The organism is Psychrobacillus sp. Z16_25, assembly GCF_056856695.1.
In genome coordinates this window covers 126,229-140,129 of the sequence record NZ_JBXEOV010000006.1, presented here as the reverse complement: position 1 = coordinate 140,129, position 13,901 = coordinate 126,229, and the positions used below count along the sequence as shown (strand labels likewise).

The 13,901-nt window shown below is 36.7% G+C and carries 16 protein-coding genes; 3 read left to right on the top strand and 13 right to left on the bottom strand.

Translation table 11 applies throughout. From position 1 onward, the window contains the following. Window positions 1–35 precede the first annotated feature (35 nt). Complete coding sequence (gene cls, locus AC1VU3_RS08805; protein WP_480389412.1) at window positions 36–1,490, top strand: cardiolipin synthase; 1,455 nt, start codon at window positions 36–38, stop codon at window positions 1,488–1,490. Between the two features lie 125 nt (window positions 1,491–1,615). On the opposite strand, the gene AC1VU3_RS08800 is transcribed toward cls, so the two are convergent. After that, entirely contained in the window at window positions 1,616–2,479 is an 864-nt protein-coding gene (locus AC1VU3_RS08800; protein WP_480389411.1) for a M15 family metallopeptidase, read from the bottom strand. A 125-nt stretch (window positions 2,480–2,604) separates the two neighbouring features. On the opposite strand from AC1VU3_RS08800, the gene AC1VU3_RS08795 reads away from it, so the two are divergent. After that, window positions 2,605–3,756, top strand: a complete 1,152-nt coding sequence (locus AC1VU3_RS08795) for an MFS transporter (RefSeq protein WP_480389410.1) — start codon at window positions 2,605–2,607, stop codon at window positions 3,754–3,756. A gap of 63 nt (window positions 3,757–3,819) precedes the next feature. On the opposite strand, the gene AC1VU3_RS08790 is transcribed toward AC1VU3_RS08795, so the two are convergent. The 6 genes from AC1VU3_RS08790 to AC1VU3_RS08765 all read right to left on the bottom strand — a co-directional run bounded on the left by AC1VU3_RS08790 (window position 3,820) and on the right by AC1VU3_RS08765 (window position 8,113). After that, complete coding sequence (locus AC1VU3_RS08790; protein ID WP_480389409.1) at window positions 3,820–4,068, bottom strand: hypothetical protein; 249 nt, start codon at window positions 4,066–4,068, stop codon at window positions 3,820–3,822. A gap of 173 nt (window positions 4,069–4,241) precedes the next feature. Next, window positions 4,242–5,012 carry a membrane protein insertase YidC gene (gene yidC, locus AC1VU3_RS08785; protein WP_480389408.1) on the bottom strand — a complete coding sequence of 257 codons (771 nt, stop codon included), beginning with the start codon at window positions 5,010–5,012 and terminating at the stop codon, window positions 4,242–4,244. Between the two features lie 67 nt (window positions 5,013–5,079). Next, window positions 5,080–5,877, bottom strand: a complete 798-nt coding sequence (locus tag AC1VU3_RS08780; RefSeq protein WP_480389407.1) for an AraC family transcriptional regulator — start codon at window positions 5,875–5,877, stop codon at window positions 5,080–5,082. A gap of 104 nt (window positions 5,878–5,981) precedes the next feature. Next, window positions 5,982–6,878 (bottom strand): diacylglycerol/lipid kinase family protein, encoded by an 897-nt coding sequence (locus AC1VU3_RS08775; protein WP_480389406.1) that lies wholly within the window; start codon window positions 6,876–6,878, stop codon window positions 5,982–5,984. Window positions 6,879–7,259: 381 nt separating this feature from the next. After that, the gene (locus tag AC1VU3_RS08770; protein WP_480389405.1) at window positions 7,260–7,598 is read right to left on the bottom strand and encodes a hypothetical protein; all 339 of its coding nucleotides are present in this window, start codon (window positions 7,596–7,598) and stop codon (window positions 7,260–7,262) included. 56 nt (window positions 7,599–7,654) lie between these two features. Then, window positions 7,655–8,113, bottom strand: coding sequence for a GNAT family N-acetyltransferase (locus AC1VU3_RS08765; protein WP_480389404.1), 459 nt, complete (start codon window positions 8,111–8,113; stop codon window positions 7,655–7,657). A gap of 112 nt (window positions 8,114–8,225) precedes the next feature. On the opposite strand from AC1VU3_RS08765, the gene AC1VU3_RS08760 reads away from it, so the two are divergent. Beyond that, window positions 8,226–8,717 carry a GNAT family N-acetyltransferase gene (locus tag AC1VU3_RS08760; protein WP_480389403.1) on the top strand — a complete coding sequence of 164 codons (492 nt, stop codon included), beginning with the start codon at window positions 8,226–8,228 and terminating at the stop codon, window positions 8,715–8,717. A gap of 17 nt (window positions 8,718–8,734) precedes the next feature. Here the strand turns inward: AC1VU3_RS08760 and AC1VU3_RS08755 are convergent, their stop codons facing one another. The 6 genes from AC1VU3_RS08755 to mntR all read right to left on the bottom strand — a co-directional run bounded on the left by AC1VU3_RS08755 (window position 8,735) and on the right by mntR (window position 13,895). Further along, the gene (locus AC1VU3_RS08755) at window positions 8,735–9,202 is read right to left on the bottom strand and encodes a DUF4064 domain-containing protein (RefSeq protein WP_480389402.1); all 468 of its coding nucleotides are present in this window, start codon (window positions 9,200–9,202) and stop codon (window positions 8,735–8,737) included. 305 nt (window positions 9,203–9,507) lie between these two features. Further along, window positions 9,508–9,789, bottom strand: a complete 282-nt coding sequence (locus tag AC1VU3_RS08750; protein ID WP_480389401.1) for a GNAT family N-acetyltransferase — start codon at window positions 9,787–9,789, stop codon at window positions 9,508–9,510. Between the two features lie 33 nt (window positions 9,790–9,822). Continuing rightward, window positions 9,823–10,791 (bottom strand): ring-cleaving dioxygenase, encoded by a 969-nt coding sequence (locus tag AC1VU3_RS08745; RefSeq protein WP_480389400.1) that lies wholly within the window; start codon window positions 10,789–10,791, stop codon window positions 9,823–9,825. A gap of 579 nt (window positions 10,792–11,370) precedes the next feature. Then, the gene (locus AC1VU3_RS08740) at window positions 11,371–12,282 is read right to left on the bottom strand and encodes a DUF1002 domain-containing protein (protein WP_480389399.1); all 912 of its coding nucleotides are present in this window, start codon (window positions 12,280–12,282) and stop codon (window positions 11,371–11,373) included. A gap of 98 nt (window positions 12,283–12,380) precedes the next feature. Continuing rightward, complete coding sequence (locus AC1VU3_RS08735; RefSeq protein ID WP_480389398.1) at window positions 12,381–13,241, bottom strand: CvfB family protein; 861 nt, start codon at window positions 13,239–13,241, stop codon at window positions 12,381–12,383. Between the two features lie 240 nt (window positions 13,242–13,481). Then, window positions 13,482–13,895, bottom strand: a complete 414-nt coding sequence (gene mntR, locus AC1VU3_RS08730) for a transcriptional regulator MntR (RefSeq protein ID WP_480389397.1) — start codon at window positions 13,893–13,895, stop codon at window positions 13,482–13,484. Between the last annotated feature and the right edge of the window lie 6 nt (window positions 13,896–13,901).

Here is a 13,901-nt window from a genome sequence, read left to right as displayed (position 1 = left end):
CTAGAGGAAGGTTAGAATGGTGTGGGGGTTAGTGTATGGCTTACAGTATTTATACAGTGGTAGTTACGGGAGTTTTAATCTTAAATATATTTTTGGCGATAGCACTAATTTTTTTAGAACGTCGCGATCCATCGTCTACTTGGGCTTGGATACTAATCTTATTTTTTATCCCAATCCTTGGTTTCGGAATATACTTACTATTCGGTAGAAAGCTCCGAAGAAAAACGCTATTTAGATGGGAAGGGAAAAACCAAATTGGAATCGACAAGTTAATTGATTTTCAAATGGAGGCAATTGAAGACAGTTCCTTCGATTTTCGCTTAGATGATGCAAGTAACTACAAGGAACTAATTATTATGCATCTACATAATAATCAAGCTGTATTTACTCAAGACAACAAAGTGGATATCTTTGTTGATGGTCGAAAGAAATTTGATGCACTACTACAGGATATCGAAAATGCAAAAAACCATATACATATTCAATACTATATTCTCCGCTTAGACAATTTAGGAAAAGAGATTTATCAAGCTTTAGTTGCAAAGGCTAAGCAGGGAGTAAAGGTGAGAATTTTATATGATGATGCTGGCTCTAGATTCCTTCGAAAAAGACAATTTAAAGAGATACTTAAACTCGGTGGCGAGGTAGAAGCATTCTTCCCTTCTATTTTCCCTCTTATTAACCCACGAATGAATTATAGAAATCACCGTAAGATTGTCGTTATAGACGGACGTATCGGTTATATTGGCGGATTTAATGTGGGAGATGAATATTTAGGATTAAAGAAAAAATTCGGATATTGGAGAGACACTCATCTTCGAATTGAGGGAAGCTCTGTCCATCCACTGCAAACACGATTTATATTAGATTGGAACCAAGCATCTGTTAATCATGATATTGAATACTCTGATGTGTACTTCCCAGCAATTCCCACGAAGGGATCAGTCGGACTTCAAATTGTTTCTAGTGGTCCTGACAGCGAATGGGAACAAATTAAAAATGGTTATTTAAAGCTAATTATGATGGCAAAAAAGTATATCTATATCCAAACTCCTTATTTTATTCCGGATGCAAGCTTTATGGATACCCTTAGAATTGCATGTCTTTCCGGGATTGATGTGCGAATCATGATACCAAACAAACCAGACCATATGTTTGTCTACTGGGCAACTTATTCCTATGTGGGTGAATTAATGAAGGCTGGCGCAAAGGTTTATATCTATCAAAATGGCTTCCTTCACACAAAAATGATTGTTATTGACGACGAAGCTTCAACGGTTGGAACTGCTAATATTGACATTAGAAGCTTTAAGTTAAATTTTGAAGTGAATGCCTTTATTTATGATCGTGAAACTTCCCACCAATTGGCTCTAACGTTTGAAGAGGATATAAAAAAATCTACCGAGTTTACGTTGGAACTATATGAACAAAGAACGTTAAACATCAAATTTAAGGAGTCTATTTCTCGGTTGCTATCTCCCATTTTATAAAGGTCTACCATTTCTAGGAGAAAGATAAAAAGCACCTACGATTGTAAAATCGCAGGTGCTTTTCCCTTTTTTCATGTAATTGCATGGATCAGTATCTTTCGGTTCAACTGCTAGGATTAGATTTCTTACAAGTCAAAATACTCTTCTAAAGTTGTATTTAACTCATAAATCTTCGTTGCATACTCTGTCCCTACATAACGGAAATGCCAAGGTTCATACATATACCCTGTTATTTTCTCTTTCCCCTGGGGATAACGCATGATAAAGCCATATTTATGAGCATGACTTGCCACCCATTTACCTGCCTCTGTAGTTCCAAAGCTTTCCCGAGCAAAATGCTGTTCAAAATGCTGCTCCCCTATATCAAAAGCTAGGCCTGTTTGGTGTTCAGAGTATCCTGGTCGTGCACTATAACGATCAGCTGCCTCCTGACCATCATTATTCACATACCGTTCGTAAAGCTGTGTTTGATAATCAAAGGAACGATACGTACTAAAGGCTACAAGCTCAAAGCCAGCTAGCTTCGCTTCGGCAGCCATCGCTTGGAAGGCTTCTCTTGCTTCTTTACTCTCACCGGGAGCATAATCAGCTGGAAGCGGATATTTCTTACTTGCGATAATGATGCCTTCTACATAAGTAGGTTCTTTTGGTAATTCTTCATTACCCTCGTAGCCCTTTGAGCCTGACAGATCTATTTCTTCCTCCACCGGCTTTTCTACAATGGGCGTGTCCTTGTTTATATCTTGTTCCTTTGGTTCTTCTTCTAGCTCAGGAGTTTCTTCCTGATTTTCATGCTCTATAACCTCTTCCAATATATCCCCCTGGTTCAACTGAATTTCCAATGCATTTATACTCCTATTTATATCCCAATCATGGATTGCAATCCAAACTACAACAATAGAAACTAGTATTCCTGCCAGAGAACCAAATAGTATTTTTGGCCATTTCTTTTTCTTTTTCCCATGTAAGGAATTGAATCTTGATTGCATGGTAAAATCCTTCTTTCTAAAATATACGATAGTACTAGTTTAACATTTTTTATTTAACTAATCCCCTATTCATATCAAAATCTATTATAATGGAATGAATGAATCAATAGGAAGAGTGAACCAGCATGAAATCTCAGAAATGGTTATCCGTTAATTTTTTTGCATTCTTTTTTACTTGGGGTATTTTTATGCCTTATTGGACTGGATACTTAACTAATGTCAAAGGTTTAAGTGTTACCTCAGCTAGTATTATAATGAGTGCAGGCATGGTAGCAAGAGCGTTTTCTACCTTTGTGCTTTTCCCAAGTGCCACTAATAGATTTAGCGTTCAACTAGTTTTAAGGATAACTGCATTGCTATCCTTTCTATCCGTCATGTTCTACGTTCCATTTAGTGATTTCACCGCATTATTGATTATAACAATATTGTTTAGCTTAATTTATCCAAACCTGTTACCTGCAATGGAAAGTAGCGCCTCCCTTTTAATGCAAAGGGACAAAATCCATTATGGAAAAAGTCGTTCCTTTGGCTCTGCAGGATTTATGGTGGCTGTACTGTTTATGGGATTTGCTACAGAAATATGGGGAGAAGAAGCCATTTTATGGACCATGCTTTGTGCCCTCGCCATCATTATGTTCAGCTTTTCTAAGCCGACACCCAGCGTTCTCACAGAGAAGCCAAATGTAACTACCAAGAGAGACAAGGACGTGCTAAAAGGATTATTTACTTCTAAGCAGTTTATCGTGATTTTACTTTTAACCGTCCTTTTGCAAGGATCACACGCTTCTTATAACAATTACGCTTTTATTTATCTGCAGGATATTGGTGTGGATAGCTTATACATAGGAATGATTTTAAATGTGGCGATAGTACTAGAGATTGTTTTCTTTTTAATGGCAGACAGATTTTTCTCCAAAGCAAAAGTTTCTTCTATGTTTCTCATAGCAGGGATTGGTGCTACTATTCGTTGGTTATTCATTTATTTGTTTCCGTCCGTATGGGTCTTCATCTTATTACAGACCTTACATGCCGTCACCTTCGGAATCGCCCATTATGCATTTATACAGTACATCTCACACAAACTAGAAAAACGCTATATTCCAGCCGCTCAAGGTATTTATGCAGCTTTATCTATGAGTTTAAGTAGCGCAGCTCTAACTTTCGTTGGTGGTTACTTATATGACATAGAACCAAGACTTGCATTTTTAGGAATGGTAGCATGTACAATCCCGGCCATCCTGATTATTTTTACCACAAGAAAAATATATAACTACTAAAAAAAGACTACCTCTTTTGGATGCAGCTCGAAGCTGACCACGAGGTAGTCTTCTTTCTTAGAATTAAAAGATACTAATTCCTAATACGATTAGAAATAAAACAGCGAATAAAACAGCCATGTTCTTCATCCACTTCGCTTCTCTTTCAAAACCTTTTTCTTTAAAGCTAATCGCTCGGTATGTATTGCTCAAAGCAAAAATTGCAGTCATAAATACAATGGCAATATTCAAATTTCCTTTTATAGTGAAGTAAAGAGTCCCAATACCCGAAATACCAATCAATATGCCAAACAGTAAATTTTTATTCTTCATTCCTTCCACCTCATTAGGAAAAATCAATTTTATTTTCAATAGGAAAGTAGTGTCCTATTCCCCTTTAGTTGGCCCGCCTTTTTTGTGGCTTTTCATAAAGTCCTTTGATTTACAGCAAGAAATCTTTTTTATGCTGCAAATAAAAAACGAGGCTACCGGAGCCCCGTTTCTTATTATGATACAGATTCTTCTGCTTTTTCAGGGTGATTAGAGTAGAACTTTCTTCCTAAATATGTTTGGAATATTAGTAATATACCACCCACTGCCCAATATAGCGGTAAAGCGGCCATGGAGCTAAAGGAAATGAACATTATCATAATTGGAGAAATATAGACCATGAGTTTCATTTGTTGCTTCTGTTCCTCTGGCACTGTCCATAACGATACTTTTGCTTGCACGAAGTAAACTGCACCTGCAATAAGGGTCATGATTACATCTGGAGAACCTAAGTTAAACCAAAGGAACTCATGTGTTTTAATATCTGCTGAATAGAGAATTGCAAAATACAATCCCATGATAACGGGCATTTGAATCAGCAAAGGTAAGCAACCCATATTCAATGGATTGACATCATGCTTTCGATAGAGCGCCATCATCTCTTGCTGTAAGGCCATTTGTTCTTCTTTCGTCTTAGCAGCTTTTAATTTCTTTTGGATTTCATTCATCTCTGGCTTTAACTTGTCCATTTTCACTTTCATGCCTTGCTGTGTTTTATAATTCTTTAGCATTAAAGGCATAAGGATTAAACGGATTAGAATAGTAATTGCTATAATAGCCAATCCATAGCTTCCATTAAAGATATCACCAAAAAACTCAATTAGAAACTCAAAGGGACGAACAAAAATATTGTAGAAAGTTCCTTCTTTGTTTTCTACTCCAGAGCAACCACTTAGTACTAGGGTAGCGAAGACTAGAATAGACAATAAGCTAATTTTCTTTTTCAATCAATTCACCTTCATTTTTCAAACTATAACGAGTATACCCTCTATCAAGCTATTTATCAAATATTACTCAGTCTTCTTGTACTTGCGGCTCTTTCGGGAAACTATATTTGAAAGTTGGATGCTCATGATGATCTCTAAATTGTTTCGGCGTTAAGCCAGTATACTTTTTGAAGATTCTTGTGAAATAACTCTGATTACAGAAATGAAACGAATTGGAAATGTCTGATATCGGTTTATTAGTGTGTCGCAAGAAATACTGACACTCTTCTACTTTACGTATATTTAAGTATTCTACTAATGTCACTCCTGTATGCTCTCTAAAAATACGAGAAAGGTGACTAGTACTAATATTAAATTGCTTAGCAATGTCTTCTACCGTTAAGTTTGTTTCAATTTCATCATTAATAAAGATGATGACTTTGTTTACCGTCTGGTGCCCAAAGGAAGGCTTTTTCCTTTCTGTAATGACAGTAACAAAAAACTCTACTAGCTCATCCGCACATTGAAGAAACTGTGCATCACTCATTTTATTTTCGATAATTTCTACACTTGCACTATTAAAAGATAGTACCTTGTCTACTGGCACCTGACTCTCGTAGAGTTTTCTTGCCATGATAGCAGATAATTGAACATAATAATTCTTTACGTTGTGAATCATTTGTTTGGGATTGATTGCAATCATTAAATCAATCATTTCTCTTAGAACCTTTTTTGCTTTTTCTATCTCAAATGAATACATATCTAGAAACAACTTTTTTTCTAGTTCAAAAAATCTATCCAAACCATCGACTCTATTGGTGATTCCCATCTCTTTGGCATAGGCTTTTGTAAAGTAATCTAAGAAAATTTTATCTGCGCTATTCATAAAAACCTCATCTTCCATTCTATTTAAATTAGTTCTTTCGTATTCATTTAATCATAGGAATGTAGAATCATTTTATAACATTTTCTAGAAAAAAACTAGAAATATTAATGTTTTATTACTTTAGGGATGAGCATTTTAAGATATTTTGTATAAACTTCTATGTCAAATGGAGTACAAGAGCCCTGTTCTCCATCTACATTACAAAAAAGCTCCCTGTCCGCTTCTATCCTTAAGCTTTTCGTTGTAAAACTCTCCACTTCCTCATCTTCTCCAAGATTACCAAGCACCAACTTTGCTCCCAGACGAGCAAGCGATACTATGCTAGATTGCTTAATAACAAATACGTGTAACTTACCATCATTTATTTTAGCAGAATTAACCAAATTCTTAAATCCTCCTACAGAATTAGTTAAAGCTACTAAAACAAGTATCGTTTTTCCTCTCCAAACACCTTGATCATGGTGAATGACCATTTCTACCTCTTCATGATTAATTAATGCCTTTGCCCCAGACATTAAATATGCCAAAGAACCGTATTTTGTTTTTTGTTCAATCGTCGTTTCAGCGACATTACTAGCAATATCTCCGATTGCTACTACGTTAATGAAGTATTTATCTCCAATTTTACCTATATCTACATATTCTATATTGTCCATTTTTAGAGCTTCAATAGCAAGTGATGGTTCCAACGGGATTCCAACAGCTCGAGCAAAGTCATTAACTGTCCCTAGAGGGATGAACGTAAATAATGGTCTATATGGTTGTTGAGCAAGACCGTTTATCACTTCACTTATCGTGCCATCTCCTCCTAAAGCAACTAGGAAGTCGTACTGTTCATTACACGCAGAGACAGCAAATGCTGTGGCATCGTCCTTTTGACGGGTTTCTTTTTCTACGGTAGTATAACCAATGCTTTGTAAAACCTCTAATGTTCTATCCTTGTATTTACGAGCTTCTTCCTTACCAGAAGAAGGATTATAGATTACCATTGCTTTCTTCACTACGGAACCCCCTTTTCTAATCGTTTAATTCTCATACCCAAAATATACTACTACCAAACTTCAAGCTAATAAAAAATTGCTAAATTATTTCGATATACAATAGACAATTGATTTATTACTAATATACAAACAATGACTTTTTAACGAAATTTCCTCTTCGACCATTCATGCAAATAAATCAAATAAGACTTGGCGTTTTATCACCCTCAGGAAGTGCTTGATGGTTCTGACTGTCCTGTCATAGTCCTTTTGGGGCGGCAAGATATTGCTCATTAAAACATCGCATCTTTCTTACGTAAAAAACTCCCAATGATTTCACGTTCAGTGAAATCATTGGGAGTCTTCCTAGCAAGTAAGCGTAAGAAAGGAGATAAAACTTCCTTAATTCTCAGATACTTTTTTATCACTTTCCGAAGCTGATTCATTTACTACTTCTTCATTCATTAAATATTCATCCGCTTGAATGTCATTATAGGCATTTACATCTGGAACGACCCCTTCGTTTACCTTTTCATTAGCCTGATGATTTGTTGAGTCAGGATTCCAAGAATTATCTACGCCTGATTTATTTCCTTGTTTTTGTGATTCCATATAAGAATTTACTTTCTCTTTTGTGCTATTAAACGCTTCCATTGCTTTGTCCCTGTTTTCTTTTTTCCTGAGGTATGCATATGCCCCAGCAGCAAGACCAGCCAACAATAATGATTTACTTTTACCCATTTCACTAACCTCCATTTATTTATATTATATTCCTATTATCTATACCCAATATGATATTACTCTACACTTTTGACTCTCTCACGCGTCATATAAACATGTGGGATACCGTCCTCATCAAATTCATCTGAAATAGTGTTAAAGCCAACAGAACGGTAAAATTTTTGCAAATGACTTTGTGCACAAATTTGAATAGTTTCAACATCCCACTGTTTTTCTATTTCTTCAATGGCTCTATTCATTAATTCTCGAGCTAGACCTTTCCCTCTTGCCTCCTCCTTCACAATTACTCTACCAATAGAGCTAAAGCTATATTTTTCTCCAGCGGGAATGATTCTACAGTAAGCTTCTATTTGATTGTCCGATACATACATTAAATGGATAGCTCCTTGATCATAATCGTCTATTTCTGGATAGGGACAGTTCTGCTCTACAACAAAAACTTCCACCCGTAATTTTAAGATGCTATATAATTCGTGTAGATCTAACTGATTAAATTGCTTAATTTGCCATCCCATTTATATGCCCCCTGAGTAAATGTATTTATTTTCTAGAATATCCTAATTACTTATAGAAGATTTCTATCTTTTTTGTTATGATAGCAAAAAGCTTGGAAGAGGTGATTTCCAGATGATTAGGCAAACAACATTACAAGATATTTCTATTGTCCAACAAATAGCAAGAGTAAGTCGGAATGCTACTTACAAGCATATTATTCCAGACTACGTTCAAGATATAATCTTAGAGAAGGCCTATTCTAGCATGATGCTCGCAAAACAATTGGAAAAATCTATTTTCCTCATGGCTGAATATAATAATAAACCCATAGGCTTTGCAAGCTTTACAAGAGTAGACGAAGATGGAGATGCAGAGCTTACTGCGATTTACATACTCCCTGAATACCAAAAGCTTGGTTTTGGAAAGCTGCTTATAGAGGCTGGTCTGTCTAAAATGACTAATGGGAAACAATTATTTGTATATATTGAAAGTGACAATCATAACGCTCGCTTATTCTGTGAAGAATTCGGCTTTGAACTTTTAGAAGAGTTTCATGAATACTTAGAAGACCATCCAATCTCTACTTCAAAATATGTATATTTATTAAAGACACCAGTCTTTTGACTGGTGTCTTATTTACATTATAAAGGCTGTGTTGGCGTATAATATTCTTCCTCTGGGCTTACAGGTGGTTTGCGAACAAAGCACATGATAGCTGCGATATATAAAAGAATAGAAGTTAAAGATAAAATTCCTGCAAACACTCCTGCTATGATGAACATTACTCCTGCAAGCTTCGGTTTCTTATTTTTCGATACAGAAACAACTCCGATAATATTAAGCACTAAACTAATTACTAATGTAGCGACCAACAGCCAACCCAATACAGTAAACATTTCGAAAAAGACACCCATAATATCTATCGTTTCCTGAGCCTCTATTTCAGACAATGTTGGATCATTATATATTTCTTGCTCAAATTCCGCTATGAAAGCCTCGTCTGTAAAGACACTGCTTCCACCGATAAGAAAAATCACCGTTAAAATAGTACCTAAAAATGTAAAAACTGCACTTACAATCCCTAAAGCTAACTCTCCAGTTCTCGACATATTTCTACCTCCAATATTTTATATTCTCTAATTCTACGGCATTATTGTGAAAAAGTTTCTATATTTTTGAGATTCCCTCCAAAAGTTTCATTAAACTTGTTTTAGTTTGTCACACTATGGGTAATTAGAAAGTATCAAACACTAAGAAAGGTTGATTGACATGGAAAAAAAGTTAATTTTTAACCAGTCTGATTTTATGTATACATTGGCAGGTGCTTCGGTATTAACAGGTATTTTGGTATTATTTACTTCTATGTAAGAATGTAAAGGGCAATCCACCCTCAAGGAGAGCGGATTGCCTTTTATCATGCTTTTATATCATTATATTCTTCAGATTTGTTAAATGTGTCTACCACATAAGAGCAAACAGGCTCCATTTTATAATTATTCTCTCTAGCAAACCCTGCAGCTGTGTCTAACAGTTTTTTTGCTACCCCTTGACCTCTTAGCTTAGGCGACACAAAGGTATGGTCCATGACCATCACATCACCCAGTAATGTCCAAGTAATCTCCCCTAGTCTTTCTCCATTTTCCATCACTTGATAAGCATAAACATCGTTCCCAAGCTCTTTATATTGAAATTCCATAATCCCACTCTCCTTTTTAGCATCTTATCATACTCATTTGTCAATTGACAACGGACGTAGCTTAGCCTCTATCTCCGGTCTTTGAGGCTCTAAAAATGGGGGCAAGGCAAGGGTCGTGCCCAAGCTTTCTAATCCCTCATCAGTGGCAAAACCAGGCTGATCCGTAGAGAGTTCAAATAATATACCATTGGGTTCTCTGAAATAGATCGCCTTAAAATAGTATCGGTCCACGAGTCCTGAGGTAGTAAAACCTTGCTCCAATAAAAGCTCATTCCATTTTGGGTAGTCATCTATAGAAGGAATTCTAAATGCTACGTGATGAACACTTCCTCTTCCAGGTCTTTCTCGTGGTAAATCGTTTCTCGTTTCCAGATGTATTTCTCCAGCAGGACCACCCTCACCAGTTGAATATACCAGTATTTCTGGTTGATTTTTCACCTCAGAAGCATAGCTTCCCACATATCGAAAGCCTAATACCTGTCTTAAAACGTTTTCAGTTGGCTCCGCATCAAGCAGTGTCAGTTTAACTGGGCCCAAACCAACTATGGCATATTCTAATGGTATATCTATGGTTTCCCAAGGTGTTCCATAAGGTATTCCCTTCCCGTTGTCTACCACTAACATTAACCTAGAGCCTTCAAAATCCTCAAATGTCAGAGTACTTCTATTAAACTTTTGTACTATTTCTCCATGAGGCACCTGTAACTGCTTAAAGCGTTCTTTCCAGAATCTTAGCGCTTCTTCACTTTTTACTCGAAAACCGGTCCCGCTAATACTAGATACTCCTGGGCGAGTCCTTCCAGCCATCGGGATATCAAAATAAGTCATGTCCGTCCCTGGAGTTCCTATTGCATCTGCATAAAAGAGATGATACGAAGAGGTATGATCTTGATTTACTGTTTTTTTCACCAACCGCATTCCTAAAATTTTTGTAAAGAAATCGTGATTTTTCTCAGCATCAGCAGTAATGGCTGAAACATGATGGATTCCTGCAAGCTTCAAAGAAAGAACCCCCTTTTATCTTGAATTCGAGATATATACTCTACTGTATCAAATTTACTATCTATCTACAAGATTAAAGGTTTAGGTCCTTTCTAACTTATGTCTGTCTCTAGCATTTCATACATCCTCTACATATGATGAGATGACAGAACAGCCTAGTAATGGGGCTGAAAAGGAAGAAAGAGGCTGGGACAGAACCGAATTCTTAAGTGAAAGAGAATGGTACAAAACAATTTTTAAAGATTTGTTATACATTCTTTTTACCAGATTCTTATCAAGATTTATTTATTAGAAGTTACTATTAATGGTTCGGAACATCGTCGGTGACTCCTGCGGGAACAGCGCGAGGTTTTGGTTAAGGATGGAAAACTAAAAGCGTCACATCGTGTGACAACGTTTTCCTGACCAACGTCCTGTTGGCCTTCGAGCCGCGCCCGCGGAAAGCATCCGACGCAGTGAAGAACCACACATTTTAAAAGTAAGAAAGCACTTACGACTTCATCAAAAATATAAAATCGCAAGTGCTGTTCTATTGTTTTGTCCTAAGCTCTTTTCAACTGATTTTCTCTCATTTTAATACTAATTGAATATGGAACGGATGGAATCTATTAAATTTGTAAAAAAGTTTTTTACACTTTGCCAAAAGCCTTCATTATCTTTAAGGTCCTTCAGCTTCTCTTCAATCGTTTTACTCAAATCATTTAACTGATCTGACCATTTACTAAAATCGATATCTAACTGTCTGATACGATCCATTAGGTCAACTAATAGCTGTCTATCCTTTTCGGACAGCTCAATTTTTAAGTTAGACAGTTGCTCACTAACTATTTTTTCTACTTCTTCTCTGGAAACTGGGTTTTGCTCAGCAATTTGTTTTTTAATTTCCGTTAACAGCTCACTAACCTTTGCTTCTTCTATTCCAGCCTCCTCTGAAAGGATAGTAGCAACAGATAGCTCATCATTTGCTACATCCGTTCTCTCTGGATCCAATTCTCCTCCAGTTACCTCATATGCCTTATAAATACCCACTAAAGCAGAATGGCCTGTAACTGGTTTAGGAGCAGCAATCTCAACAACTGCGTCCTCTATACCTGCCGTCAACATCGCATTAGCATACATGTCAGTGCTAACCTCAGTAATATAGTCTGGTGTAACGATGTCTATCACTAGCCCTTTACCTGCTTCTTTACGAGTGATCTTCGCAGAGGAGAACATACGAGCAGAAGCATCCCCGTCTTGTAAATACTTTGCTAAATCTTGTCCTGTCACAATAATTTCCTGAACCTCAGAACTTTCATTAACTTTTAGACTATCTTTCACGCTTTTCTTTTCTGAATCACTTAAACTACCACCATATACGACAATTGGTGCACCAAATCTTTCATCAATAGCAGCTGCTTTCCCATCAGAATCGGCTAATGTGGTTACTGGCCCAATAAGGACGCCAACAAGAAGAGCCAACATTAACAATATGCTTGTCATTTTTTTCATTCCATGTAACCCCTTTCTATACGTTACAACCATTAGTACGTAAAAAGGAGTAAAAAGTTCCGAGACAACTATCCCTTCTTTTTACTCCATGTGAACTATTACATTTTCAAAGTTGTCCAGCCTTCACTTTGGGTAATTTTCCCTTCCTTCATAAGCTTACCAAGGGCTCTTTTAAAAGCAGCCTTACTCATAGAAAACATTTCTTGAATCTCCTCAGGGGTAGACTTATCAGTAAAAGGCATTTTCCCTCCGACATCTGTTAAGTATCTAAAAATTGTTTCCGCATCATCGCTTAAGCGTTCATGCTTTCTAGGAAGCATGGATCCATTTAAAGTTCCATCTTCTTTTGTATCGATGATACGGACAGTTACTTCTTGTCCTAGACGCGGCTCCTCTTCTCTCTCAGACTGATGAACAAAAATCCGATAATGCTCTGGAACACTTAACAAGAAAGTGCCTACTGGTAATAATCTGTATGGTCTAGCCACTAAATTCTGATTTAGGAGAGTAGCTGGTGCATCTATATACATTTCCTCTACTCGATCCTCTGTTACCAGTCGTCCAAATAGCTCGCCATTTTTATCCGTTCTGAGTGTCATATAAAGATGGTCACCTGTTTGGGGCCATAATTTTTTTATTTTCGGGAGGTCCTCCTCTTTTATTAACACTTCTCTTGAAGTACCAATATCAACATAAGCACCTTCACGTTCTGCCACTTTAATTACCCTAGCCCATCCATAGGTTCCTTTTCTAATATGGGGCAGTTGCGTAGTAGCAGCTATGTTCCCTCTCCTATCTACAAATAAAAAAACCTCTAAAAAATCACCTTCTTGCAGACCTTCCGGCGCCTCTGATGCGTTTAAAGGAATATCCTTACCTTCATATAAAAGAACCCACTTGGACCCTTCTTGACTTTGTACTGTCGCTTTAATAATCTCTCCTGATGCTAACTCTGCCACGATTACCGCTCTCCTTCTGACCAACCTCTTGTTTTCATCTAATTTACCTTACATCCGTTTCCGCTTTCACAGTATATGCTAATTTCCTTATAACCGATTCATCCGATTTATAAACAAGTAGAAAAACTCCCCTTAAGTTTAGGGGACCCTCTTGTCTTCCGCTTTATATGTATAGATTCCTCAGATCATCTATAGTAGCTTATATTTTATCCATCTACCATGAAATATGACAAAACTTCGCTACAGATTCTTACGAAGCTCTGATAATTTCTCTTGGAGAGAAGGATTTTCTTCTAATATAATTACTAAATCAGCTATGCGATCGATGGAATTCCAGCTTAAATGATGCTCAATTCCTTCTACATCTTCATAAATGTTTTCTTCCTCGACACCGATTAATCGAAGGAACGCTTCTAATAGCTCATGTCTTTTGACTAGCTTTTTCCCAAGCTTTAAACCTTTTTCAGTTAATGTTAATCCTCTATACTTTTCATAAATCAAAAAGCCGTCCTTATCCAATTTTTGAACCATTTTCGTTACTGAAGATGGTAGCACGGATAAAGCTTCCGCTATGTCAGACACACGAGCATAGCCCTTCTGCTCTATTAAGAGGTATATTTGTTCAATATGATCTTCCATGCTAGGTGTTGGCATTATAAT

Coding starts and splice junctions, on each gene's coding strand:
- cls (WP_480389412.1), top strand. CDS start 36: ATGGCTTACAGTATTTATACAGTGGTAGTTACGGGAGTTTTAATCTTA.
- AC1VU3_RS08800 (WP_480389411.1), bottom strand. CDS start 2,479: ATGCAATCAAGATTCAATTCCTTACATGGGAAAAAGAAAAAGAAATGG.
- AC1VU3_RS08795 (WP_480389410.1), top strand. CDS start 2,605: ATGAAATCTCAGAAATGGTTATCCGTTAATTTTTTTGCATTCTTTTTT.
- AC1VU3_RS08790 (WP_480389409.1), bottom strand. CDS start 4,068: ATGAAGAATAAAAATTTACTGTTTGGCATATTGATTGGTATTTCGGGT.
- AC1VU3_RS08780 (WP_480389407.1), bottom strand. CDS start 5,877: ATGAATAGCGCAGATAAAATTTTCTTAGATTACTTTACAAAAGCCTAT.
- AC1VU3_RS08770 (WP_480389405.1), bottom strand. CDS start 7,598: ATGGGTAAAAGTAAATCATTATTGTTGGCTGGTCTTGCTGCTGGGGCA.
- AC1VU3_RS08765 (WP_480389404.1), bottom strand. CDS start 8,113: ATGGGATGGCAAATTAAGCAATTTAATCAGTTAGATCTACACGAATTA.
- AC1VU3_RS08760 (WP_480389403.1), top strand. CDS start 8,226: ATGATTAGGCAAACAACATTACAAGATATTTCTATTGTCCAACAAATA.
- AC1VU3_RS08755 (WP_480389402.1), bottom strand. CDS start 9,202: ATGTCGAGAACTGGAGAGTTAGCTTTAGGGATTGTAAGTGCAGTTTTT.
- AC1VU3_RS08750 (WP_480389401.1), bottom strand. CDS start 9,789: ATGGAATTTCAATATAAAGAGCTTGGGAACGATGTTTATGCTTATCAA.
- AC1VU3_RS08740 (WP_480389399.1), bottom strand. CDS start 12,282: ATGAAAAAAATGACAAGCATATTGTTAATGTTGGCTCTTCTTGTTGGC.
- mntR (WP_480389397.1), bottom strand. CDS start 13,895: ATGCCAACACCTAGCATGGAAGATCATATTGAACAAATATACCTCTTA.